19 protein-coding genes and 2 pseudogenes are annotated in these 20,339 nt (G+C 66.1%); 11 read left to right on the top strand and 10 right to left on the bottom strand.

Annotated features, from left to right (window positions below; translation table 11 throughout):
* Positions 1-281: 281 nt before the first annotated feature.
* A complete protein-coding gene (locus ABZW16_RS07355) occupies positions 282-1,466 on the bottom strand; it encodes an Ig-like domain-containing protein (RefSeq protein WP_354953205.1) in 1,185 nt (394 codons plus the stop codon).
* Between the two features lie 354 nt (positions 1,467-1,820).
* A complete protein-coding gene (locus tag ABZW16_RS07360; protein WP_354953207.1) occupies positions 1,821-2,843 on the bottom strand; it encodes a pentapeptide repeat-containing protein in 1,023 nt (340 codons plus the stop codon).
* Between the two features lie 534 nt (positions 2,844-3,377).
* Here ABZW16_RS07360 and ABZW16_RS07365 point away from each other — a divergent pair.
* The 6 genes and pseudogenes from ABZW16_RS07365 to ABZW16_RS07390 form a co-directional block, all read left to right on the top strand.
* A complete protein-coding gene (locus ABZW16_RS07365; protein WP_354953209.1) occupies positions 3,378-3,632 on the top strand; it encodes a DUF2892 domain-containing protein in 255 nt (84 codons plus the stop codon).
* Positions 3,633-3,656: 24 nt separating this feature from the next.
* Positions 3,657-4,715, top strand: coding sequence for an endonuclease/exonuclease/phosphatase family protein (locus tag ABZW16_RS07370; RefSeq protein WP_354953211.1), 1,059 nt, complete (start codon positions 3,657-3,659; stop codon positions 4,713-4,715).
* A 249-nt stretch (positions 4,716-4,964) separates the two neighbouring features.
* Positions 4,965-5,378, top strand: coding sequence for a hypothetical protein (locus ABZW16_RS07375; protein ID WP_354953213.1), 414 nt, complete (start codon positions 4,965-4,967; stop codon positions 5,376-5,378).
* Positions 5,379-5,386: 8 nt separating this feature from the next.
* Entirely contained in the window at positions 5,387-5,575 is a 189-nt protein-coding gene (locus ABZW16_RS07380; RefSeq protein WP_354953214.1) for a DUF6186 family protein, read from the top strand.
* A gap of 156 nt (positions 5,576-5,731) precedes the next feature.
* Entirely contained in the window at positions 5,732-8,440 is a 2,709-nt protein-coding gene (locus tag ABZW16_RS07385; protein WP_354953216.1) for an AAA family ATPase, read from the top strand.
* A 32-nt stretch (positions 8,441-8,472) separates the two neighbouring features.
* Positions 8,473-8,694, top strand: a pseudogene (locus ABZW16_RS07390) (alpha/beta hydrolase); the annotation flags it as partial.
* 21 nt (positions 8,695-8,715) lie between these two features.
* Here ABZW16_RS07390 and ABZW16_RS07395 read toward each other — a convergent pair.
* The 6 genes from ABZW16_RS07395 to ABZW16_RS07420 form a co-directional block, all read right to left on the bottom strand.
* Positions 8,716-9,153: a TIGR03618 family F420-dependent PPOX class oxidoreductase gene (locus ABZW16_RS07395; protein WP_354953218.1), complete on the bottom strand. Its 438-nt coding sequence runs from the start codon at positions 9,151-9,153 to the stop codon at positions 8,716-8,718.
* Positions 9,154-9,313: 160 nt separating this feature from the next.
* On the bottom strand, positions 9,314-9,598 hold the full coding sequence (locus ABZW16_RS07400; protein WP_354953220.1) for a substrate-binding domain-containing protein: 285 nt from the start codon (positions 9,596-9,598) through the stop codon (positions 9,314-9,316).
* 71 nt (positions 9,599-9,669) lie between these two features.
* Positions 9,670-9,900: a hypothetical protein gene (locus ABZW16_RS07405; RefSeq protein WP_354953222.1), complete on the bottom strand. Its 231-nt coding sequence runs from the start codon at positions 9,898-9,900 to the stop codon at positions 9,670-9,672.
* 159 nt (positions 9,901-10,059) lie between these two features.
* The gene (locus tag ABZW16_RS07410; protein ID WP_354953224.1) at positions 10,060-10,866 is read right to left on the bottom strand and encodes a VOC family protein; all 807 of its coding nucleotides are present in this window, start codon (positions 10,864-10,866) and stop codon (positions 10,060-10,062) included.
* Between the two features lie 197 nt (positions 10,867-11,063).
* A complete protein-coding gene (locus ABZW16_RS07415) occupies positions 11,064-11,645 on the bottom strand; it encodes a YdcF family protein (protein WP_354953225.1) in 582 nt (193 codons plus the stop codon).
* A 7-nt stretch (positions 11,646-11,652) separates the two neighbouring features.
* Positions 11,653-12,261 carry a TetR family transcriptional regulator gene (locus tag ABZW16_RS07420; protein ID WP_354953227.1) on the bottom strand — a complete coding sequence of 203 codons (609 nt, stop codon included), beginning with the start codon at positions 12,259-12,261 and terminating at the stop codon, positions 11,653-11,655.
* A gap of 119 nt (positions 12,262-12,380) precedes the next feature.
* On the opposite strand from ABZW16_RS07420, the gene ABZW16_RS07425 reads away from it, so the two are divergent.
* A complete protein-coding gene (locus tag ABZW16_RS07425; RefSeq protein ID WP_354953229.1) occupies positions 12,381-13,079 on the top strand; it encodes a type 1 glutamine amidotransferase domain-containing protein in 699 nt (232 codons plus the stop codon).
* 26 nt (positions 13,080-13,105) lie between these two features.
* On the opposite strand, the gene ABZW16_RS07430 is transcribed toward ABZW16_RS07425, so the two are convergent.
* The gene (locus tag ABZW16_RS07430) at positions 13,106-13,645 is read right to left on the bottom strand and encodes a TetR/AcrR family transcriptional regulator (RefSeq protein WP_354953231.1); all 540 of its coding nucleotides are present in this window, start codon (positions 13,643-13,645) and stop codon (positions 13,106-13,108) included.
* A 323-nt stretch (positions 13,646-13,968) separates the two neighbouring features.
* On the opposite strand from ABZW16_RS07430, the gene ABZW16_RS07435 reads away from it, so the two are divergent.
* Positions 13,969-14,253 carry a hypothetical protein gene (locus ABZW16_RS07435; protein WP_354953232.1) on the top strand — a complete coding sequence of 95 codons (285 nt, stop codon included), beginning with the start codon at positions 13,969-13,971 and terminating at the stop codon, positions 14,251-14,253.
* Between the two features lie 44 nt (positions 14,254-14,297).
* A pseudogene (locus tag ABZW16_RS07440) lies at positions 14,298-14,717 on the top strand (alpha/beta hydrolase); the annotation flags it as partial.
* Here ABZW16_RS07440 and ABZW16_RS07445 read toward each other — a convergent pair.
* Positions 14,660-16,624, bottom strand: coding sequence for an amino acid adenylation domain-containing protein (locus ABZW16_RS07445; protein WP_354953234.1), 1,965 nt, complete (start codon positions 16,622-16,624; stop codon positions 14,660-14,662). The pseudogene ABZW16_RS07440 and the gene ABZW16_RS07445 overlap by 58 nt on opposite strands.
* Here ABZW16_RS07445 and ABZW16_RS07450 point away from each other — a divergent pair.
* Together ABZW16_RS07450 and ABZW16_RS07455 are read left to right on the top strand one after the other, a co-directional pair.
* Positions 16,506-19,553: an amino acid adenylation domain-containing protein gene (locus tag ABZW16_RS07450; protein ID WP_354953236.1), complete on the top strand. Its 3,048-nt coding sequence runs from the start codon at positions 16,506-16,508 to the stop codon at positions 19,551-19,553. The two genes, ABZW16_RS07445 and ABZW16_RS07450, sit on opposite strands and share 119 nt — an antisense overlap.
* Complete coding sequence (locus ABZW16_RS07455; RefSeq protein ID WP_354953238.1) at positions 19,550-20,338, top strand: pyrroline-5-carboxylate reductase dimerization domain-containing protein; 789 nt, start codon at positions 19,550-19,552, stop codon at positions 20,336-20,338. Before ABZW16_RS07450 ends, ABZW16_RS07455 begins: the two co-directional genes overlap by 4 nt.
* Position 20,339: the final 1 nt, after the last annotated feature.

The raw sequence follows: 20,339 nt of genomic DNA on the forward strand, positions 1-20,339 counted from the left end.
AGAGGGTGGATCGCTGCATGGGATATTTCCCTTTCGCTGTGAAGTTCGGCTGCTCTACTGCGGTGTGGCCTCGCGGTATGACGGCCATGCCGATGTCAGTAGCTGACATTTTGCTGAACGTCAATGAGATTGCGGGAGCGCGGTCGGCTGATAACAGGTTTCGGTGCATGCTGCGTGGACGCGAAATGGAGCCGGGCAGGCCGCGCAAGACCGATCAGGCGATGTGTGAGCGTACCTGGGGCAGGTCACCGAGATGGAGACCGGTGACCTGTCTTTTGGTTTCACGTGTGGGTGCCGCCGCGAATCCAGTCGGCCCAGGGGACGCTCCAGTCGCCGTTCTGCCAGATGTCGAGGGGGTCGCCGCCGGTGTTGCGGACCTCGACGACGTCCCCGGGGATGACGAAGTCGTAGAACCATGCGGCATCGTTGGGGGAGATGTTCAGGCAGCCGTGTGAGACGTTGGTGTTGCCTTGAGCCCACATGGTTGCGGCCAGTTCGTGCACGAAGATGCCGTCGTGGCTGATGCGGACCGCGTGGTTGATGCTCGTGCGGTAGCCACCGGAGCTGGTCGGCAGGCCGTAGCTGGCGGAGTCCATGATCACCGGGTTGTTTCGGTCCAGCACGGTGTAGATGCCGGGGCGGGTCCAGAACGACAGGTATCTGCCACCGACGACCGCGGTGCCGCCCTTGCCCATCGATGTGGGCATGGTGCGCACCAGGTTTCCGTTTTCGAAGACCTGGATCTGTTTGGTGTCGTCGTCGGCGATCGCGACGTGTGCGGGGCCGATGATCACCGACACCTGTTGGTTGCGCAGGCCGTAGCGGCCGTCGCCGAGCGCGAGTCCGAAGAGTTCGGACTCGATGGTGATCCTGGTTCCAGGCGCGTAATAGTGCTCCGGCCGCCAGTGTGCATTCTGATCGTCGAGCCAGTACCAGGCACCGGTGACGGCGGGCTCGGTGGTGACCTTCAGGTGGGTTTCCGCGGCCGCCCGGTCGACGGGTTCGTCGAAATGTGCGACGAGCACGAAACCTACTCCGTAGGTGTCGTTTTCGGCCAGGTCGACGAGATTGGCCGAGCGCAGGGAGACGTCGATGAGCTGTTGCGGCTGTACCGTGGTGCAGGTTGTCGTCGCGGTGACGTCGCCGGTTTCGCCCTGCGCCACGGCTTTCGCGGTGTAGGTGTGTCCGTAGCCGAGTGGTTCGGCGCTGGTCCAGGTTCGATGATCGGGGGCCGGTGTGCCCGGCAGTGATCTGCCCGTTTCATCGATCCATTCGACCGACCGCAGCGTCCCGTCGGTGACGGTGACCGTGCCGAGGGTGCGCGCATCGACGTCGTGGGTGCCGGGTGGGGGATCGAATCGGAGTGTGGCGGGTTTGGGGGGCGCGGGTTCCAGCCCGCATCCGGCCAGGGCGAGGCCACCCGCACCGGCGAAGCCGATCAGTAGCCGACGACGTCCCAATGCCACCACGTATCTCCCTTCGCTGGGTGCAGCAGGGCCGACCTCTGTCCGCCAGCATGTGGTAGCTACGCGCTTGCTGGGGCAACAATGAGCGGAATCTCCACCGATCCGTCGCACAACCGACACCGTTCCGCGATCGATCCGCGTATTCGGGAAAGACGCGTGCGGATGGTCTGCAAGACCCGTCCGAGCCCGCGTCGTCCTGTTCGGCCATCGCGGCGACCTCCGCGGGCAGCGGATCCATCTGCTCGATCGCGACCGGGCAGCCGGGCGCACTGAGCGAGACCGAACTCGCTGCCCCGCAGGGTGATCGGTCGGCGCTGAACCCGCCGCACGTAACCACCAATATCCAAGGGCGGCTCAGGATTGGTGCGGAGGAGGTTGGAAGCCACTTGGCCATATGGTGGTGGCGTCGTATTGAACGTTGTCAAATTTTGCTGTGGAAAGATTGAGTGCCGGTGCGGGAGGTTTTGGCCAATCGAAGCGGGTTCCTTTTAGGTTCGAGTTGCGAAGTTCGGCATCCTTTAAATTCGTACGAAGCAGGTTGCAATTGCTGATGTCAGATTCGATAATGCGTCCACGAACCAAGCTTGCCCGCGATAGGTCGCAGCCACTCATGACGTCGTCGGAGAAGCGTGCCCCATTAAGGTTTGCGCCATCCAGGCTAGCCTTCTCGAGTGTTGAGTACTCGATGGTCGACCCCTCGAGGTCGGCGTATGCAAATTGGCTTCGATAGAAATTTGCGCCTCTGATGCCATGTCTATCGAAGGTCGCATTGTTGAATCTTGAATATGGCAATATGGCGAAGTCGAGATTTACATTGACGAGCTTTGCGTTTGTCCAGTTCGCCCCTGTCAGGCATGTGCTCGATAGGTCGACGGGATCGTCGCCGCTGCGTCGACCGATGACAGTGAGCACAGCTTGCACATCAGTGGGCGGGTATGCGGTGCTGAACTCTGTGTTGCAGACGTCGAGTCGAGCTGTGTGCTCCCGGACGTAAGCGCTCAGTATGTGGAGAATTGTCGGGCGATCCCGAACTGAATCCTGGGCGAGTCTTTCCAGCAGATAGATTCCGCCGAGGCGTGTGTCAAGGTTGATGCTTCCTATCTGTTCTATCGCCTTGCCGAATGTTGTGGTGAACTCCGCCCGTTCAGCTATGCGGTACTGCTTGCTGTTGGCAAGTAGTGACTGGACGCTGAAGAAGAGGCCGGCGAGAACACCGATCGCGCCAGCGATGGCCCCAAGTTTTAGCCATCCGTCCCAGGTGAGGAACTTCTTAGCGCGTCGTACGGCCTTACGCGTGCGGCTGACCTCGGGGTGCCCGAGGCTGGTGACACGGTAAATTCGACGGCGTCGAGGCGGTATTTCGGATTGTGATCCCACAGTTCAATGATCCGCCGAATGCACTACCCGTGTGACAACGACGCGCGCATGCCAACCTCGAGCCACTCGGGGGTGTCGATAGGGGCAAACAACGACCGAGGAGATTCGTCATGGTGCCAATTCCTGTTCCGGATGGTCAACCGTCCGGTTGGTACACCCCGGCGACAATATTCAACACATACCGTTCAGGGCCACCGGGCAAACCACGAACGGTCATCTATGTGAGCTGTGGTGGAACGGAACCTGGCGGTTCGCCGACCTCACGTGGGGTCGGCGGACGTCCCTAGCGCTGCCGCTACGGGTTCGCTCGACCGAGCTTGCGTCACACGGGGCTCGTCGGACCTTCGCGGCGGGCGCAGGGAAATGTGAAATCACATCCATGGGCCCGGTCCGGAGCCGGGCCCATGGATACCCCTAGGGGTATAATTCAGTGGGACGGCTGGGAACCGATGACCGCAGCCGAAATCGAGGAACTGTTCCAGGCCATCGCCTGACCGAAAATCGCAGGTATAGAACATGATTGGATGAATTCGAATGGCGAAACTACCTCGACACCAGGGCTGGTCCATCCCGCGACTCGTACCGTTGCTTGCGGGCACTTTTGTGCTGATCAGCACGCTACTGGCCGCGGTGGTCTCGCCTTGGTGGCTGATATTCACCGGGTTCATCGGCGCGAACCTGCTGCTCTACAGCGCTGTGGGATGGTGCCCGTCGACGCTGCTGCTACGGCGACTCGGCGTTCCCGACGGCTCGACGTTCCGAGCCCGTCCCACCGCGCCGTCGGCGTGAACCGATGGAGGCCATGATGGGTTGATGAGGCGACGCGATGATGGGTTGGGGTCGGCAGAGGCGGACGCAGCGCTCGCGGCTGGTTCGGTGATGTCGGTTGCCGATGCTGCACCCGCGGCACGAGAGATCCGGGTGCTGGCATTGAACACGTGGCACAGCGGCAGCAAGATCGCCAGTGGTATTCAGCTGATCGCCGATCTCGTCATCTCGACACAGGCCTCGATTGTGCTGCTCTCGGAGGCAACCGAAGCGACCACGGCCGTCGCGGCCGAACTGGCGCGGCGGGGGCGCGAGTTCAACGCGGTGCCCTCGCACGACACGGGAATTCTGTCGGTGTTTCCGGTCCAGGACAGCGCCGATCTGCAATGGATGGTCAAGGCGCGGTTGGATATCGACGGAAAGCGCCTCACCGTCTACTCCGCGCATCTCGAGTACCGCTGGTATGCCTCCAACCTGGCTCGAGGGTACGGACCAGGGGCCCCGGCGCCGGGCGAGTTCGCCGAACACGAGTGGAACAAGCTGCCGGGCGGTCCGGTGACCGACCCTGCCGCAATCCAGCGCATCAACACGGCCTCGGGCCGCCCCGCGGTCATCAGCAACTTTCTCGCCGATGCGAAAGCCGAGATCGCCGCTGGGGCTTCGGTCATCATGGGTGGCGACCTGAACGAGCCGTCCCTGCTGGATTGGACGTCTGCCACAGCGAACTCGTTCGACCACAACGGTGTGGTGTCGGCGTGGGAGACCACTCGACGCCTGCATCAAGCTGGTTTCATCGATGCCTACCGATCGATGTACCCGGATCCGGCCACCCATCCCGGACTCACCTGGCCCTCGGACAACGTCGATGTGGATGTTTCCGAGCTCGCCTGGGCTCCTGAGGCCGACGAACGCGACCGCGTCGACTACATCTTCGCCCGTGGTGCCGCGCTGCGCCTGTCCGGCGTCGGCATCATCGGCCCGCGCGCGTCCATCGTGCGCGGTACCCGATTGCCGGAATCAACCCAGGACAATTTCCTCGCCTCGCCAGCGCAGTGGGGCAGCGACCACAAGGGCATCCTCGCGACATACCAACTCAGCGACTGACACAGAGGATGCGGCGCGCGCCTCCGCCCGGGGGCCGACCCACCGACCGGAAAATGGCGGCCTGGACGACGTCTTCCACGGTCTGGTCGGATCGGCAGCAATCGCGCCTCCGGCTGTAGGCATGGTTGCGTACGTCAGGTCTCGAGCGAGTGTGCGGGCGCGGCGAGATTGGCGGGTCGACATTGCGGTGTGCCGGATCAGGCATCGATACATTCCCGAATCCGGTGTTCAGAGGCCTATTCTGCCCATGTGACAGAGCAACTGGCGCGCCCAGCGCGCCCATTCCGGCGGCGGATGGTGCTGTTGGCCGTCGGTGTGGTGCTGGCTGCGGGGGGAGCCGCCACCCGACCGTTCAGTTGGTCGGCAACCGTGCTCGTGGTGGCGGCGATGGTTGTGGTTTTGGTACTGGCTTTCCGGGCGGGGTCCGAGCAGATTCCACGCACCGCCGGGCTGCGGCGCGGAGTGGCCGTCTGGTCGATGCTGCTGGTCTGGGCGTCGGCATGGGAGGTCTATGCCTTTGTGCGGCAACCGGATCGGACCCGGCCGAGCGAGGTACACCCGACCTTGTCGACGCTGCTCGATCCGGCACTCGAGCACGGGCCGCTGCGGTTCGCCGGATGGCTGGTGTGGCTGGGTGTCGGCTGGTGGCTGGTGTCGAGATGAGCGATCGAGTGATCGTCATCATCGGGTTCGTGCTGGTGCTAATGGTCACGCTCGGCGTGGTCGTGGTCACGCATGTGCGCCGGGATCTGATTGCGCCCGTGGGGGAAACGATCGCGTACCTCACGCGCACTCGGGTGGCGAGGATTGCCGCTGTGCTCATATGGGCATGGGTCGGCTGGCACTTTCTCGCGCGGTAGAGGCAACCGTGACGATGCTGGCGCAGGTGAAACCCGCCGATACGTCCGGTCTCGGATTCCACCGCATCGAACGACGGGATGTCGCGTATTCCAGTTTCGGTAGGGTCGCGGCGGGGTCCGCATGTCGCGCGGGACCCGGAGAAGGGATACCCCACCATGCCACTGATCGGCCGAGACACCGAGCTGAAAGACCTGGGCGCGCTCGTGGACGGCCCCGGCGATCGGAGCGGAATTCTGATCGAAGGGGAACCGGGTATCGGTAAGTCGGCGCTCGTCGACGAGACGGTGGCGGCCGCGGCCGTCGCGGGATTGCGGGTGCTGCGGACCGCCGGGGTGGAAGCCGAACAGAACCTCGCCTACGCCGGACTGCATCGGCTGCTGTATCCCCTCCGCCGCGGGATATATGCCCTGCCCGTGCGCCAATCGGACGCGCTGGCGACCGCTTTGGGCGTATCGGACACCATCGGCGATCCGAGTCCGTACCTCGTGGGGCTCGGCGCACTCACATTGCTGACCGATGCGGCGGCCGAGCAGCCGCTGCTGATCGTCGCCGAAGATGTGCACTGGCTCGATGCCGCCAGCGCCGATGTGCTCGCCTTCCTCGCCCGCCGCATCGACACCGAACCCGTGGCTGTACTTGCCACCCTTCGAGACGGCGACATGCCGCTCTGCGACGCGGGACTGACCGCCATGAGAATCGGTCCACTGTCCGACGACGACGCGACGGTGCTGCTCGACAACACGGCACCGGAACTGCCCGCGCCGATCCGCCGCCGCGTACTCGCCGAGGCCCAGGGGAATCCGCTCGCACTGACCGAACTACCCACGGCCGTCACGGATCGCACCGAACTCGCCACTGCCCTGCCGTTGACCGAACGCCTCGAACGCGCGTTCTCCGCGCGGTGCGCCGCGTTGCCCGCGCGGAGCCGTGACGCGTTGCTGGTCGTGGCGCTCAACGACAGCGACTCGCTCGCCGAAACACTCGCTGCCACAAGCATTCTGCTGGGCTGCACCGTCGAGCCCGAGATCCTCACGCCCGCGATGCAGGCACGGTTGATCGGAATCGGTTCCGGCACTGTGACCTTCCGGCATCCGCTGGTGCGGTCGGCGCTCGCTGCCACAGCGACGATCGAGCAGCGCCACCGCACCCACCGCGCGCTGGCCGAGATACTCGGCGGGCTGCCGGATCGCCAGGTATGGCATCGTGCGGCGGGCGCATCGGTCCCCGACGAACAGGTCGCCATCGAACTCGAGGACGCCGCCGAACGGGCGCGACACCGCGGGGGCGCGGTCGCGGCGCTGGAGCAGGCCGCGGCGCTGAGCGACAGTTCGGTGCGGCGTGCGGACCGGCTGCTACGGGCGGCCGAACTGGCCGTCGACTCCGGCCGCCGCGACACCGCCGAACGACTGGTGCACACCGCGCGCACGCTATCCCTGACACCGCGACAGGAGAGCACCGCGCACTGGCTGCTCAGCGGATTCGACGACGGAATACGCGAAAACCCATCGCGCATAGGCGAACTGGCCGACCTGGCGGCATCCGTCGCCGTCGACGGGCACACCGATGCCGCGATGCGGATCCTGTGGGGCGCGGCCATGCGGTGCTTCTGGTCCGAACCCGGACCCGACACCCGCCGCGCGCTGCTCGCCGTCGCCGACGCACTCCCCATCCCCGGCAGTGACCCCCGCCTGGTCGCGGTCGACGCATACGTGGCTCCCTTCGAACGCGGCGACCGCGTCCTCGGCCACCTGCACGCCTTGGCCTCGACCACCGGACGCGATCCGGAAGTGGACCGGTTCCTGGGCAGCGCGGCACTCCAAGTGGGCGCCTTCGACCTCGCCGCCCACTTCTCCAACGCCGCTGCACCCGGACTGCGCGCTGCTGGGCGGCTGGGGCTGCTGCCCCGCGCACTCACGGTCCACGCCTGGAGTCTGGCCCGGCTCGGTGATCTCGCCACCGCGACGCCCATTGCGGCCGAGGCCGCGGCCTTCGCGCGCGAGACCGGCCAGCCGTTCATGCACGGACTGGCCACCGCCGTCCAAGCCGAAATCGCCGCGCTCCGCGGGGATTACCCGCACGCCATCGCGCTCACGGCGGAGGCCGAGCGGATCGGGCTGGCCTCCGGTGCGCGCCCCGTGCTGGCCACCGTCCAGCTCGCGCGCGGGCTCACCGCGCTCGGCGAAGGCCGGTTCGACGACGCCTTCGCCGATCTGAGCCGGATCCACGATCCGCGTGATCCGTCCCATTCACCGGCGCTGCGCGCGTATTTCCTCACCGAACTCGCCGAGGCCGCGGTGCGCGCCGGACAGGTCGACGCCCTGCGGGAACTGCTGCACGGACTGGAATCGGCGGCGGCGTCCACACCGTCACCCGCCCTGCACATCGGAATGCGGTACACGCAGGCCGTACTCGCCACCGACGCGGCCGAGGAGCGGTTCGGCGCCGCGCTGGCGGCCGACCTCACCGGCTGGCCGGCCGAACGTGGCCGGCTGCACCTGGCCTACGGCGAATGGCTACGGCGACAGCGCCGAGTTGTCGAATCCCGGACCCATTTGCGCACGGCCAGAGAGACTTTCGACGCCCTGGGCTTTGTGGCCTGGAGCGAACGGGCACGCCTGGAACTGCGCAGTGCGGGCGAATCGAGCCCGGACCGCAGCCCGGACGCCCGAGAACGGCTAACCCCGCACGAGCTGAGCATCGCGCACCTGGCGGCGCAGGGACTGACCAATCGGGAGATCGGGCAACGGCTCTATCTGTCGCATCGGACCGTCAGCACCCATCTGCATCGCATCTTCCCGAAGCTCGGGATCAGTTCGCGCAGCGATCTGGCGGCACTGCTGCCGCCCGGTGACGCGAGCCGGTAATATCGGCAGTTGCACGGTCTACCGACACCGATCGGTGGCGGTTGAGCTCGGCGCCGGGTGAGTCACAATACGACGTCTACGAACAACAACTCGCCACCGGACCCGCCATCACCATCGGTAGCGATTTCGACGGCGCGGCCAAGGATGGAAAACCCTACCGCGTCAAATTCACCGGCCCATACGAACACCGCATCCTCGACGGCATCGGCCACAATGTCCCGCAGGAGGCCCCGCACCCGTTCGCCCAGGCGATCAACCCTTTTCGCCGGGAAGTGCTAGTTGCTGTAGACCCGACTCGGTTCGATGAGGACCGCGGCGCGACGCTCCGCCGCCATCACGCGGTCGTATTCGTCCCAGTCGTCGTGCTTACCGCCGGCAGCGGTGAACACATTGCGCAGCAGCAGGCGCAGCCCTTCGGCGTCGATCCATGGCTGCGGATCGTCGGGACCGACGATGTGGGCCCGGCCCTCGACCGTTGCCCATGCCCAGCCTTGCCTGAAGGTGGTGGTCACCTGCGGTCGGACACGTAGATTGGCGAGTTTCACCTTGCCGTAGGTAACGAAGCCCAGGACCGGCTGGCCCGACAGGGGATGAGCCAGCAGTCCGACATTGACCAGGGTGGAGTGGATGGTGTCGTCGGGCCGGAGGGTGGAGACGACGGCGAGCCCGTTCTCATCACGAGCCAGCTCAGCCGCCTGTGCCAGTGTGGTCATCACATCTCCCATGGTTGTATGCCCAGCCGATCGTCGAATTCTCCGTGTGCGTTCATTAGAACAATGCTCCGGCCGCTCCTATTCGATCCTGACCACAGGAGCATCGCGAACGCCGACTCATGACCGGTCCGGCCGCCTGCGCGAACTGATCGAGACCGCTCTAGGACATCGACGGCCTACAGCCGCACGTCTCCCCGACATCGAGCTGGACATCGATGGCCACGGGGCTGGCGTCGGCAGCGATGTCCGTACTCAGCACTGCGTTGAGGGCCGCGCGTGCGATTGTGTCGATGGGCTGCTGCACCGTGGTGAGGACCAGCTGGCCGTAGGTGTTGGTGCGGTCGCCGTCGAAGCCGACGACCGAAATGTCCTGGGGGATACGCGCTCCCGTGTCGGTGATGGCACGAAGCGCCGCGGCGGCTTGGCCGAAGGTGTCGACGATCAATCGGCTAGCCGGTCGGATTCATTTCGATCACGTCGCTCACCCACATCAGCATCCGATTCTGGGCAGAATGACTACCGCGAGTGGCGGCGGCGCATGGTCATTACGCCGGTGACCCATCCGACCGCGAACATTATCAGCAGGATCAGCCACAGCGGTGAGCGAATAGTGATCAAAAGGAATTCGATGGAGACCTTGTTACGGTTCTCGGCGACGAAGATCACCGCCATGACCGTGACTGCGAGGGCAACCCATTGCGTTGGTGAGATACGGGACAGTATCGAACGACTGTCAGTGCTGTTCATACGACCAAAGTATGACGCTGGTCGCAAGCGGAGATGCGCATTTCGGTCCGCCGCCCAGTCGGTCGGGTCGACCTGATAGCGCAGCCATCCGTAGCGCGGTTGGTGTGTCGGTGCCGTTGGCGGATCCGCCAGTTGAGTGGCGGATCCGCCGAGGCGAAGCTAGGACCCGGTGGGCGGCTCGCCGACGGTGACGTTGGTGTCGATGACGCCGAATACCTCTCCCTGTGGCGCCTTCAGCACCCCCATGCGGCCGAAGGGGCTGTCCTGGGGACCCATCATGACCGTGGCGCCGAGTTCGGTGGCGCGTTTGATGGCTGCGTCTACATCGTCGTACTGGAACCAGGTGAGCCAGTAGCTCATACCCTCGCCGGGCTCCTTGCTGGAATCCATCAGGCCGCCGACGCTGTCGGCGCCGCCCGGCGTGGTGAAGGTGGAGTAGATGAACTGGTCCCCGTCGCCGATCTCGGCGTAGCTCCAGCCGTACACCTTGCGGTAGAAGTCCTGTGCGGCCTGGTAGCCGCGGGTGTGCAGTTCGTTCCAGCAGTAAGTGCCGTGTTCGTTGTAGACGCCAGCGCCGGTATGCGCCTTGGCTTCCCACACGCCGAATACGCCACCCGCGGGATCGGCGGCGACGAACATCCGCCCGACGTCCATGACATCGAACGGCGGCATGAACACCTGCCCACCCGCCGCGGTGACCTTACCGGCGATATCGTCGGCACTGTCCGCGGCAAAGTAGGTGGTCCACGCCGACGGCATCGGCATACCCTCGGGCTTCGGGCCGATACCCGCAGCGGGCTTGCCGTTGCGCAGCGCCATCAGATAGCCGCCCGCTTCGGCCGGGCTGTCCTGGATCTCCCAGCCGAAGAGATTGGCGTAGAACTCGCGGGCCTTGTCGGTGTCGTCGACCTGACAGTCGACCCAACACGGTGTGCCCTGTGGCCAAGCGGAGTCACGAGTGGACATAGGTTTGTCTCCTTAATCGAGGGCGGATCCGCCGCGTCGAATCTAGGCGGGCGGCCTTGCACTGTTTCGAAAAAAGGGGATCGAGCCGGTTAAGAGTTTGCCCCGATTGCCGCCGCCGCACAGCGGGTTGGCGCAGGAATTCATCGGCGAGTCACCCGGAAGGCCAAAGGTTGTCGCGGTTTCCGTGACCTCGGCGGTCACCGTACGCGGTCGCGCGCGTCCTGCCACAGGCCGTGGACGGCCACCAGTGGCTTTGCCGCCATCCACTCACCGAACCGGTATTCCGCTCCCCGCACCAGACGCGAGGCCAGCTCCGGGGACTGCTGGGCGAGGTATCGCCGCCCCTTTGCGGCGTGGAGGGGCAGCGAGACGATCTTGATTCGATCGAAGTCTTTCAGCTGTGGGATTGTGAAACCGATATTTTCCCACGTTGTCCGGCTCTGGTCTTCCAGGACGAGTTCGCCGCGGTACCCGCAGATCTCCGTGGCGTAGTGGGCCATCAGGGCGGCCTCGGTGTGCAGGCCCGCGCATGCGCCTCCGCAGAGTACGAGACGACTGCTGAGCGCGTTCGGGTCGATGGACCGCAGACCGGCTCGCACACGCCACCGGTTCATGAGGTTCGCGCGGGTGCCCGCATTGCGATAGCCGAGAACCACAACGGCCTCGGAGCCGCCCGTGGCCGCTCCGACGAGCCTGCGGGAAGCGCGCCAGTTCTCCCACTCGCCCCACAGCAGCACGAGCACGAGACCGATAGCCGAAAGCCGAGTTCGTTTCCGCACAGCGCTCTCAATCGTGGGGCGGTCGAATCCGGATGAACGTGAAGACGCGATCGATGATTTCGGGAAGCGGTCGGGCATCCGCACTGTCGGCCCACTGCGATAGCGCGACCTCGAAGCATCCCAAGGCAGCGCTGACCATTGCGCGTGCCTCGAGGTCGGCGGTCCCGTCGTGAGTCTCGAGACAGCGGGCAACTTCCGGGGAGAGCGCCGCGGACCAGGCGAGGTGCTTTTCGAGATTCTTCGCCCGCAATTCGCCGGTGTGGGTGATCACGCGCATGATGCGTTTCCAGCTGGCGGCGTCCTCCTCCATCCAGGTGGCGCCCTCGCGGAAGGTCGCGTGCAGGGCCGACCAGATATCGGCGTCGCCGAGCTTGGCGACGAATGCTGCGCGGACCTCCTCGGCAGTGGGTATTCGGCTTCCGAAGACGACGTCTTCCTTGCTGGGGAAGTAGCGGAAGAAACTGCGCGTGGAGATTTCGGCGGCCGCTGCGATGTCGTTGACCGTGACCTGGTCATACCCGCGCTCGTCGAACAGCTCGATCGCCGTTTCGGCCAGGGATTCCTTCAATGCCTCGCGCGCGCGGGCCCGCAAACCGCCGATGTCCGCTACTGCCATGGTGAAAGCATACAATGCCAGATGTGACGTACGCTGCCAAATGTGTCTTTGTGTGACAATCTTGTCATACAGTGACAATCAAGCATCGAAGGGTGAACGCGCAAGGAGGCGGAGCAAACATGACAAAGGTTCTTTTCGTGGTCTCGGCGGCAGATCGCTGGACGCTCAACGACGGCACCGTCCACCCCTCCGGGTATTGGGCGGAGGAGTTGGCGGTTCCGCATCGGATCTTCAGCGAGGCCGGATGGGACATCACGATCGCCACACCGGGCGGTAAGCCGCCCACTCTCGATGAGCTGAGTCTGGGTTTTGCCGGTGGGATGCCGAAGAAACGACGTGCGATCAAGAACTACCTGGACAGCATCGGCGCCGCGCTGAGCGCTCCGCGACCATTGGATGAGGTCGATGTCGACGAGTTCGATGTGGTGTTCTATCCCGGCGGTCACGGTCCGATGGAAGACCTTGCCTACGACGAGGTTTCGGGTGAGCTGCTGAGGCATCGGCTCGCCTCGGGTAAGCCGCTGGCGCTGCTGTGCCACGCACCGGCGGCGATCCTGGCGGCGACGAATCCGGATGGCAGTTCGGCGTTTGCGGGCTACCGGATGACCGGGTTGTCGAACCGGGAAGAGCGATTGAACTGGTTTGCCCGAAAGGCGCCCTGGCGATTGGAGGACAAACTGAAGGAGGCCGGAGTCGACTACCTGAAGGGCATGCCCCTGCGGCCGTTCGTGGTGACCGACCGCAATCTCTACACCGGCCAGAACCCGCAGTCCTCGGAAAAGCTGGCGCACCTGCTGGTTTCGCAACTGCGTGGGTGAGCGGCGCCTGCTGTCGCGGCAGCGAATCAGGGCTGCGGCAGTGCCGCTACCGCGCTGGAGGCGCCGAGTGTCGCGTACACCGCCGCGCGAACCCGATCGGCGACGACCTGTGGGGAGGAGGTGTCGTACTTGCCGTCGAGGTGTAGGAAGGCAAGACCGTGCACAAGTGCCCACACCGCGGTGGCCATCGCTTCTGGGCCGGCAGCGGGAAAAGCCTGCTGCACAATGGATTTGACGTACTCGGCGATCGCGGCCGTGGCGGCCACCCGTTCGGGGCTGCTCGGATCGCAGGGGTCGGCGAACATCACCCGGAACAGCCCGGGCCGCTCGAGCGCGAACTGGACGTAGGCGACCGCGATCGCGGCGAGGTCCTCGGCCTTCGTCGGCGAGGGATGTGCCGCGGCCAGATGTGCGGCGAGTTCGCGATATCCGACGGCGGCTACCGCGGACAGCAAGGCGTTGCGGTCGGCGAAATGCCGGTAGGGCGCAGCGGTGGACACACCGGCGCGCCGGGCCGCGGCTTGCAGGGACAACTCGGTCGCCCCGCTTTCCTCGAGCAATTCCACGGCCGCGCGCGACTACGACCTGACCGGCAAACGTGTCGCGGTGATCGGCACCGGACCCTCGGCGGTGCAGTTCGTCCCGGCGATCCAGCCAGACGTCGCGCACCTGACCGTCTTCCAGCGCACCCCGGCGTGGGTGGTACCCCGCCACGACCACCAGATCAGCGGGTTCAGCCGCCTGCTGTACCGCACGGTGCCCGTTGTGCAGCAGCTGGAACGGTTGAGCCTGTATCTGCGGCGCGAGTGGCAGGTAGTCGGCTTCCGCAATCCGGCGCTGATGAAACTGCCCGAACGCGGCGCCCGCCGCCACCTCGAGGCACAGGTCCGTGACCAATTACATCGCCGACGCGGTCAGCTACGCCCGCGACCACGACCTGGCCGCTGTCGAACCCACCGCCGCCGCGCAGCATGCGTTCACCGAGGAGGTCGAGCGTCTCGATGCGGGCACCGTGTGGACCGCGGGCGGCTGCACCAGCTGGTACCTCAACGAAGACGGGCGCAACACCAACATCTGGCCGGGCTCCACAATCGACTTCCGCCGCCGCACAATGCATTTCGACCCCACCCAGCATCTACTGCACCGTCGCGCACCCGTGGCGGTCACCGCATGAGCGCCGGGGCGATGATCGCGGGAATCCCCGTCGCGCCATCGATCATGCTGATCCACGGCCTCGGCGGCTCCTACCGAGTCTGGGACCGGGTCGTGCCCTTGCTCGAGGCGAGCGCGAATATCGTTGCGGTGCAGTTGGAATCGACCGAATCGATCGAGTTCGATGCGGACGATGCCGCGGCGTTGATCGACTCGCCGACGCTCATCGTCGGACACTCCCGCGGCGGTCTGGTCGCCACCGCGCTGGCCGAACGCCACCCCGATCTCGTGTCGGAACTGATTCTGCTGTGCCCGCCGTGGTCACCGGCCAGCCTGGCCCGACCCGCCACTGGTGCCCCGCGGCTCCAGCCGACCGGAATGGCGTACCGAATAACATCCGGTAGGCACACGGGGGGTGAATGCCGCGCCTACGAGGTCTCGACGGCGGGTCGTCGGCGGGAGGGGCGGATGTCGGACCAGAGTCGGCGGACGAGGGCCTTGCACTCGTCGAGGGTGCCGGGCTGGCCGACCGTTGTCCAGCCGGTGGGCGTGGGTCGGTGCGCGGGCCAGATCGCGTATTGGTCATCGTCATTGACCACGACTGTGCGCAGGGGCGGACCGGCGGTCGGTGCCGTGGGCGCCGCCGTGGCGTCGATGAGGCGACGTCTGTCGAGTTTGCCGTTGGCGGTGACGGACGCTTCGGTGCGCAGGACATAGATGTCGGGCCGAAGGTGGTCTACGACAGTGGATGCCATGTGGGCGCGGAGGTCCGACTCCTCGGCGGTGGACCCGGTGCGCAGCGTCACATACGCGGCGAGGTACTTGCCGCGGCGGTCGTTGTGTTCGGCGGTCACGTAGGCGGCGAGGACGTCCGGGTGGTGCACCAGCGCCTGCTCGACTTCGGCCGGTTCGATTCGGCGGCCGCGGATCTTGAGTTGGTTGTCGATACGACCCAGGAATTCCATCCCGCCGTAACCGATCGCCCGCACCCGATCCCCGGTTCGGTACAGCCGGTCGCCGGGGCGGGATGCGTGCGGGTCCGGCGTGAACCGCTCCGCGGTGAGGTCGGGTGCGCCGAGGTATCCACAGGCCAATCCTGCTCCGGTGATGCACAATTCGCCCGGTTCGCCGTCGGGGACCGGGTTCAGATCCTCGTCGAGGATATAGGTGCGCACGCCGGTGATGTCATGACCGATGACAACGACCGGAGGCAGCGGATCGGCACTCGTCTGGACATGCGCGGTGACGAGGACGGTCGATTCGGTGGGACCGTAGCCCACGATTATCGAGGTGTCGGGAAGGTGTCGCGCGCTCAACTCGAGGTGGGCGGGGAAGATGGCCTCGCCGCCGAGCAGCAGATCGCGCAGGGGACGCAACGCATCCGGTTGTTCCTCCAGGATCAGCCGGAACATGGTGGGCGTGAGAAAGGTCGCCGTCGCGCCGTGATCACTGACCAGGCGGGCGAATTCGCCCACCGAAGGCGGTCCGGGCGGCGCGATCGCGAGCCTGCCGCCGTTGATCAAGGCACCCCAGGTCTCGAATATCGACGGATCGAAGGTGGGAGCGGTGTGCAGCAGGTAGCACTGTTCCGGCCCTACCTTCATGTAGTTCTGGGTGGTGACGACATTGACCACCGCACGGTGCGGAATGGCCACCGCCTTGGGTTTTCCGGTGGAGCCGGAAGTGAACATGATGCACGCGAAGTGATCCGGTCCGACGGAGTCGGGGAGCGGTTCGGTGGGATGGGCGACAAGGTCGTCGTACAGCAACGTGCGGACGGTGCCGGGCAGCCGGTCGCGGCTGGCGCCGTCGGTGATCACGACGGGCACCCCAGCGATCGCGATCTGTTCGGCGAGCGCCTTATCGGGTTGTGCGGGATCCAGGGTCAGGTAGGCGCCGCCTGCGGCCAGGACGGCCAAGTGCGCCGTGACCAGCCTTTCGCTACGCGGAAGGTGAACGCCGACAGGGACATCGGGCCCGACACCCTGACGGCGCAGACCTGCCGCCATACGGCATGCGATGGTGACGAGTTCGGCGTAGCCGAAGCGTCGGTCGCCGAACTCCAGCGCCACCGAATCCGGTGTGCGAGTGGACCATTCGAGCACCCTGCGATGCACAACGGTGTTGGAACTATCGCCGTACCTGCCGTCAGGGTGCATATGATCCGCCTGCCCTCCGCGGTGAGTCGAGTCCAATGATGTTATTACGCCAGCTATTTCAGTAATCTTGCCAACTAAGGGAATAGCGGCGGCACGAACATGCGACGCTCGGAGGATGGACAGTCTGTACCATCGGATCCGGCGCGGGATCGAGAACTTCGCCGACGCCGTCGCTCTTGTCGACGACGGGCGCGCGCTGACGTATCGAGAGCTCGGCCATCGGGTCGATGCCATGGCAGATCGGTTGCGGCGCAATGGAGTCGAACCCGAGACCGTGACGGCCATCTGTGTCCGGCAGCCCGCGGTGGCGATCGTTGCGGTGCTGGCGGTGTGGGCCGTCGGGGGCGCGTATCTGCCGCTGGACGCGGACTTTCCCGGCGATACGTTGCGGCGGTGGATGGCCGGATCCGCTGTGCGCCTGGTACTTACCGAGCCCGAGCAGCAGGCACGACTGTCCGACCTGGACGGGGTCGACGTGATGATCGTCGACGCATCGGAACCATCTTTCCCGGGTGACGCGCCGTTCCATGGCCCACCCAATTCTCGGAACCTCGCGTACGTGATGTTCACCTCCGGCTCCACAGGTAGGCCGAAAGGTGTTGCCGTAGAACATCACAGCCTTGCCGCCTACCACACCGCGCTGGCGTCGTACGTCTCGCTCGGGCAACACCATGTGGTACTGCAGGTGGCGGCGTTCACCTTCGATCCGTGGCTGCGGGATGCGCTGATGCCGCTCGCCGTGGGGGCCAAGGTGGTGGTCACCTCGAAGTCGGTGCGTCGCAATCCGGATCAGCTCCTGGCCGCGGTGCGAGCGCACGGGGTTACCCACTTGTTGAGTGCCACACCGGCTTTGCTCACCGGCCTGATCACCTCGCCGACATTCGCTGCCGAACCGCCTCGGCTGGAGACCACATTGGTCAGCGGTGAGAGCTTCCTGCCGCTGCGTGCGCACGCGGCGGCCCTGGTCCGATTCGGGCGTGTGGTCAATCATTTCGGGCTCACCGAGACCACCCTCATCGCCACCCAGCACACGATCACGTCAGCGGCGGTCGCCGCCGACGTGATCGGCAAGCCACTGCCGGGCGTCTCGGTGCACCTACTCGATAGCGCGCTGCAGCCGGTCGACCGCGGCGAAGTGGGCGAAATCTACCTCGGGGGAACAGGAGTGAGCAGGGGATATCTGGGAGCGGTCGGCCACACCGCCGCGCGGTTCATCGCCGATCCGTTCGTGTCGGCATCCAGTGCGGGTGGGGCGAGGCTGTATCGCACCGGGGATCTGGGACGTCTGCTCATGGACGGGTCGCTGGAGTACCTCGGTCGGCGCGATCGGCAGATCAACTTGCGCGGCCACCGTGTCGAGCCAGCGGAAGTCGAGTTGGCGCTGACCCGTCACCCGGCCGTCCGCGCCGCGGTCGTCATCGGTCATCGCCGCCCGACGCACGGGATCGTCCTGGTCGGCTACGTCGTCCGGGCGGAGAGCACGGCAGGTGCGCCGCTCGATAGCGGCGGGTTGCGGACGCACTTGGCGGCGCTGCTCCCGGCCCACATGATTCCGGCGGCGTACGTGTTCCTGGACCGGCTGCCCTTGGGGGCTACGGGCAAGGTGGACCGATCCGCCTTGCCGGAGCCCGTGTTCGGCGGGCGTCGGGCCGACGCCGAGGACGGTGCGGTACCGGATTTCGCCCCGAGCACCGCGGTGCAGCGCGCGATTGCCGAGGTCTGGTCGGACGTGCTGAATGTGCGGGAGATCGGTCGCGACGACAACTTCTTCGATCTCGGCGGCCATTCGCTGCTGGCGGCGCGTATTGCGAACCGCCTGGCTGCCGACCTGGGCCGTGACTTCACTACCGAGCGCATCCTGGGCAACCCCACTATCGCTCTGCTCGCCGCGAACCTGCCGGGACGGGCGGCCGCCGCGCGGCCGACGGATGAGCTGGTACGCCGGACCGGAACCCGGTATCCGCTGTCCGCGGTGCAGCGGGGGCTGTGGAATCTGGCGTCATGGCAAACGCAACCACCGGTGGTGGCGCGCGCATTCCGGCTGAACGTTCGGCCGGACCGGGATCGGCTCGCCGGTGCGGTGGCTGCGTTGCTGCGCAGACATGCGGTGCTGCGCTGCGCGTTCGATGCCGCGCCGGGACAGCCGCCGGGCCAGACCGTGCGGCACCGGGCGAGCGTTGTGGTCAAGACCGAGACAGCACCCGCCGACGAGATGGCCGCGGAACTCGTGCTGGCGTGTGCGACCGCTATGGACGTTACGCGCGGGCAGGTCATCGATGTGACCCTTTACGAACACCCGACCCGAGCGGCGTGCACGTTGCTGGTGCGCTGTCACCGTCTCGTCGCCGATCAGCCTTCGCTGGACATCCTGGTACGTGAGCTCGGCGAGCTGTACTCGGATGCGCGAAGCACAGCGGGCCGCGCGGAGCCCACGGCCGACTATCCCGAGTTCGCCCGTGCGCAGGACCCGATAGCAGATGCGGGAAAAGCATTGCGGTACTGGCAGTCCCGGCTGGGCGAGATCGATCCGCCCGCGGATGCGGCAGGCGCGGTGTCGTCGGCACGGCTGTCGCTGCCGAGGGCCGTGGTTCGCCCGCTGCGGGCCGAGGCACGGTCGCTGGGCATGGACCTGCCCGGCGTATTGCGCACCGCTTTCGCGACCGCGCTCGCGGCCGATGAACCCGATCGAGACCGGATTGCGGTGTGTACCAAGGTATTACGCCGCCCAGGGCCGGAGTGGGAGCCGGTGATAGGCCCCTTCGCCCGATCCGAGCCCGCGGTGGTCGATATCGGCGCCGGGCATTCGCTGCGGCAGTTGCTGCGGATGGAGACCGACCGGCTCGGCGACGCCGCCGCGTTCGTGGAGATCCCGGTCGAGTTTCTGTGCGGAGAGCTGGGTCTGTCCTCGTCGATGCTGACCAATTGCGTCCTCGTGCATCCGGCTGCCGCCGAACCGCTGCTGCTCGACGGCGTCGAGGCGACCCCGGTCGAACTGCCGATCCTCGGCGCTCACACCATGCGGCTGCTGGAGGTGACCGAACAGGCGGGTGGTCTGACCGGCTGGGTGCATGTGCGCGGCCACGATTCGGAAGCGGCCGATCACATCGCGGCACGCGTGCGAGAGCTGCTGACCGAACTCGTCGAGGACAGGAACGCGCGATGACCGACAACCAGAAGAACGGTGCGCCGACCTTTGCGACGATCGGCATGGTCGGTGCGGGAAATATGGCACGTGCCTTGGCAACCGGATGGGCAACTCCGATCCTGTGCACCGACAACGGCTCGGGACGCGCGGCTGAGCTGGCCGCGGACACCGGCGGTGTCGCCGTGGCGACCAATGCCGAACTCGCCGCCCGCGCGGACGTGATCGTGTTGTGCCACAAGCCGGGGCAGTTGGCCGCGGTGGGCCGGGAACTCGACGGGACGCGGGCCGTGGTGGTCTCGGTGCTATCCGGCGTGACATCCGCACAGCTGAACGCGGTGTACCGCCGGTCACGGGCGGTGCGAGTAACGGTCAATCTCCCGGTCCGGGTCCGCGCGGGGATCGTATCGCTGCCGACCGGCCAGTGCGTGGACGCGGAGGTGGAGTCCGCTGTAGCGGAACTGTTCGGCCGGGTGGGCGCGGTCGTCCGAATCCCGGAACATCAAGTGGACGCTTTGATTCCATTGGCCGGTGTCGGACCCGCGCTGGTCGCGATGTTCGCGCAGGCCCAAGCGGATGCGGCCATCCACGCCGGACTCCCCGCGAATCTGGCGATTTCGCTGGCGACCGAGACACTGCGCGGCACGGCCGCTCTTTTGGCCGACTTCGAGCACGACACGCTCGCGCTGCGTCGCGCGGTGGCCTCGCCGGGCGGTCTGACCGAGCGGGCGCTGGCGGCGGCGCAAGCTCAGGGACTACCGGACGCGGTGCTCGCCGCTGCTCGGGCAGCCTCGCCAGCACGCTGAC

This window comes from Nocardia sp. NPDC004604 (assembly GCF_040609795.1).
Taxonomy (GTDB): domain Bacteria; phylum Actinomycetota; class Actinomycetes; order Mycobacteriales; family Mycobacteriaceae; genus Nocardia.

Excerpts from the sequence above, each read along its gene's own strand:
- ABZW16_RS07365 (WP_354953209.1), top strand. The coding sequence starts at position 3,378 with ATGGCGAAACTACCTCGACACCAGGGCTGGTCCATCCCGCGACTCGTA.
- ABZW16_RS07370 (WP_354953211.1), top strand. The coding sequence starts at position 3,657 with ATGAGGCGACGCGATGATGGGTTGGGGTCGGCAGAGGCGGACGCAGCG.
- ABZW16_RS07385 (WP_354953216.1), top strand. The coding sequence starts at position 5,732 with ATGCCACTGATCGGCCGAGACACCGAGCTGAAAGACCTGGGCGCGCTC.
- ABZW16_RS07395 (WP_354953218.1), bottom strand. The coding sequence starts at position 9,153 with ATGACCACACTGGCACAGGCGGCTGAGCTGGCTCGTGATGAGAACGGG.
- ABZW16_RS07405 (WP_354953222.1), bottom strand. The coding sequence starts at position 9,900 with ATGAACAGCACTGACAGTCGTTCGATACTGTCCCGTATCTCACCAACG.
- ABZW16_RS07410 (WP_354953224.1), bottom strand. The coding sequence starts at position 10,866 with ATGTCCACTCGTGACTCCGCTTGGCCACAGGGCACACCGTGTTGGGTC.
- ABZW16_RS07420 (WP_354953227.1), bottom strand. The coding sequence starts at position 12,261 with ATGGCAGTAGCGGACATCGGCGGTTTGCGGGCCCGCGCGCGCGAGGCA.
- ABZW16_RS07425 (WP_354953229.1), top strand. The coding sequence starts at position 12,381 with ATGACAAAGGTTCTTTTCGTGGTCTCGGCGGCAGATCGCTGGACGCTC.
- ABZW16_RS07450 (WP_354953236.1), top strand. The coding sequence starts at position 16,506 with ATGGACAGTCTGTACCATCGGATCCGGCGCGGGATCGAGAACTTCGCC.
- ABZW16_RS07445 (WP_354953234.1), bottom strand. The coding sequence starts at position 16,624 with ATGGCATCGACCCGATGGCCGAGCTCTCGATACGTCAGCGCGCGCCCG.
- ABZW16_RS07455 (WP_354953238.1), top strand. The coding sequence starts at position 19,550 with ATGACCGACAACCAGAAGAACGGTGCGCCGACCTTTGCGACGATCGGC.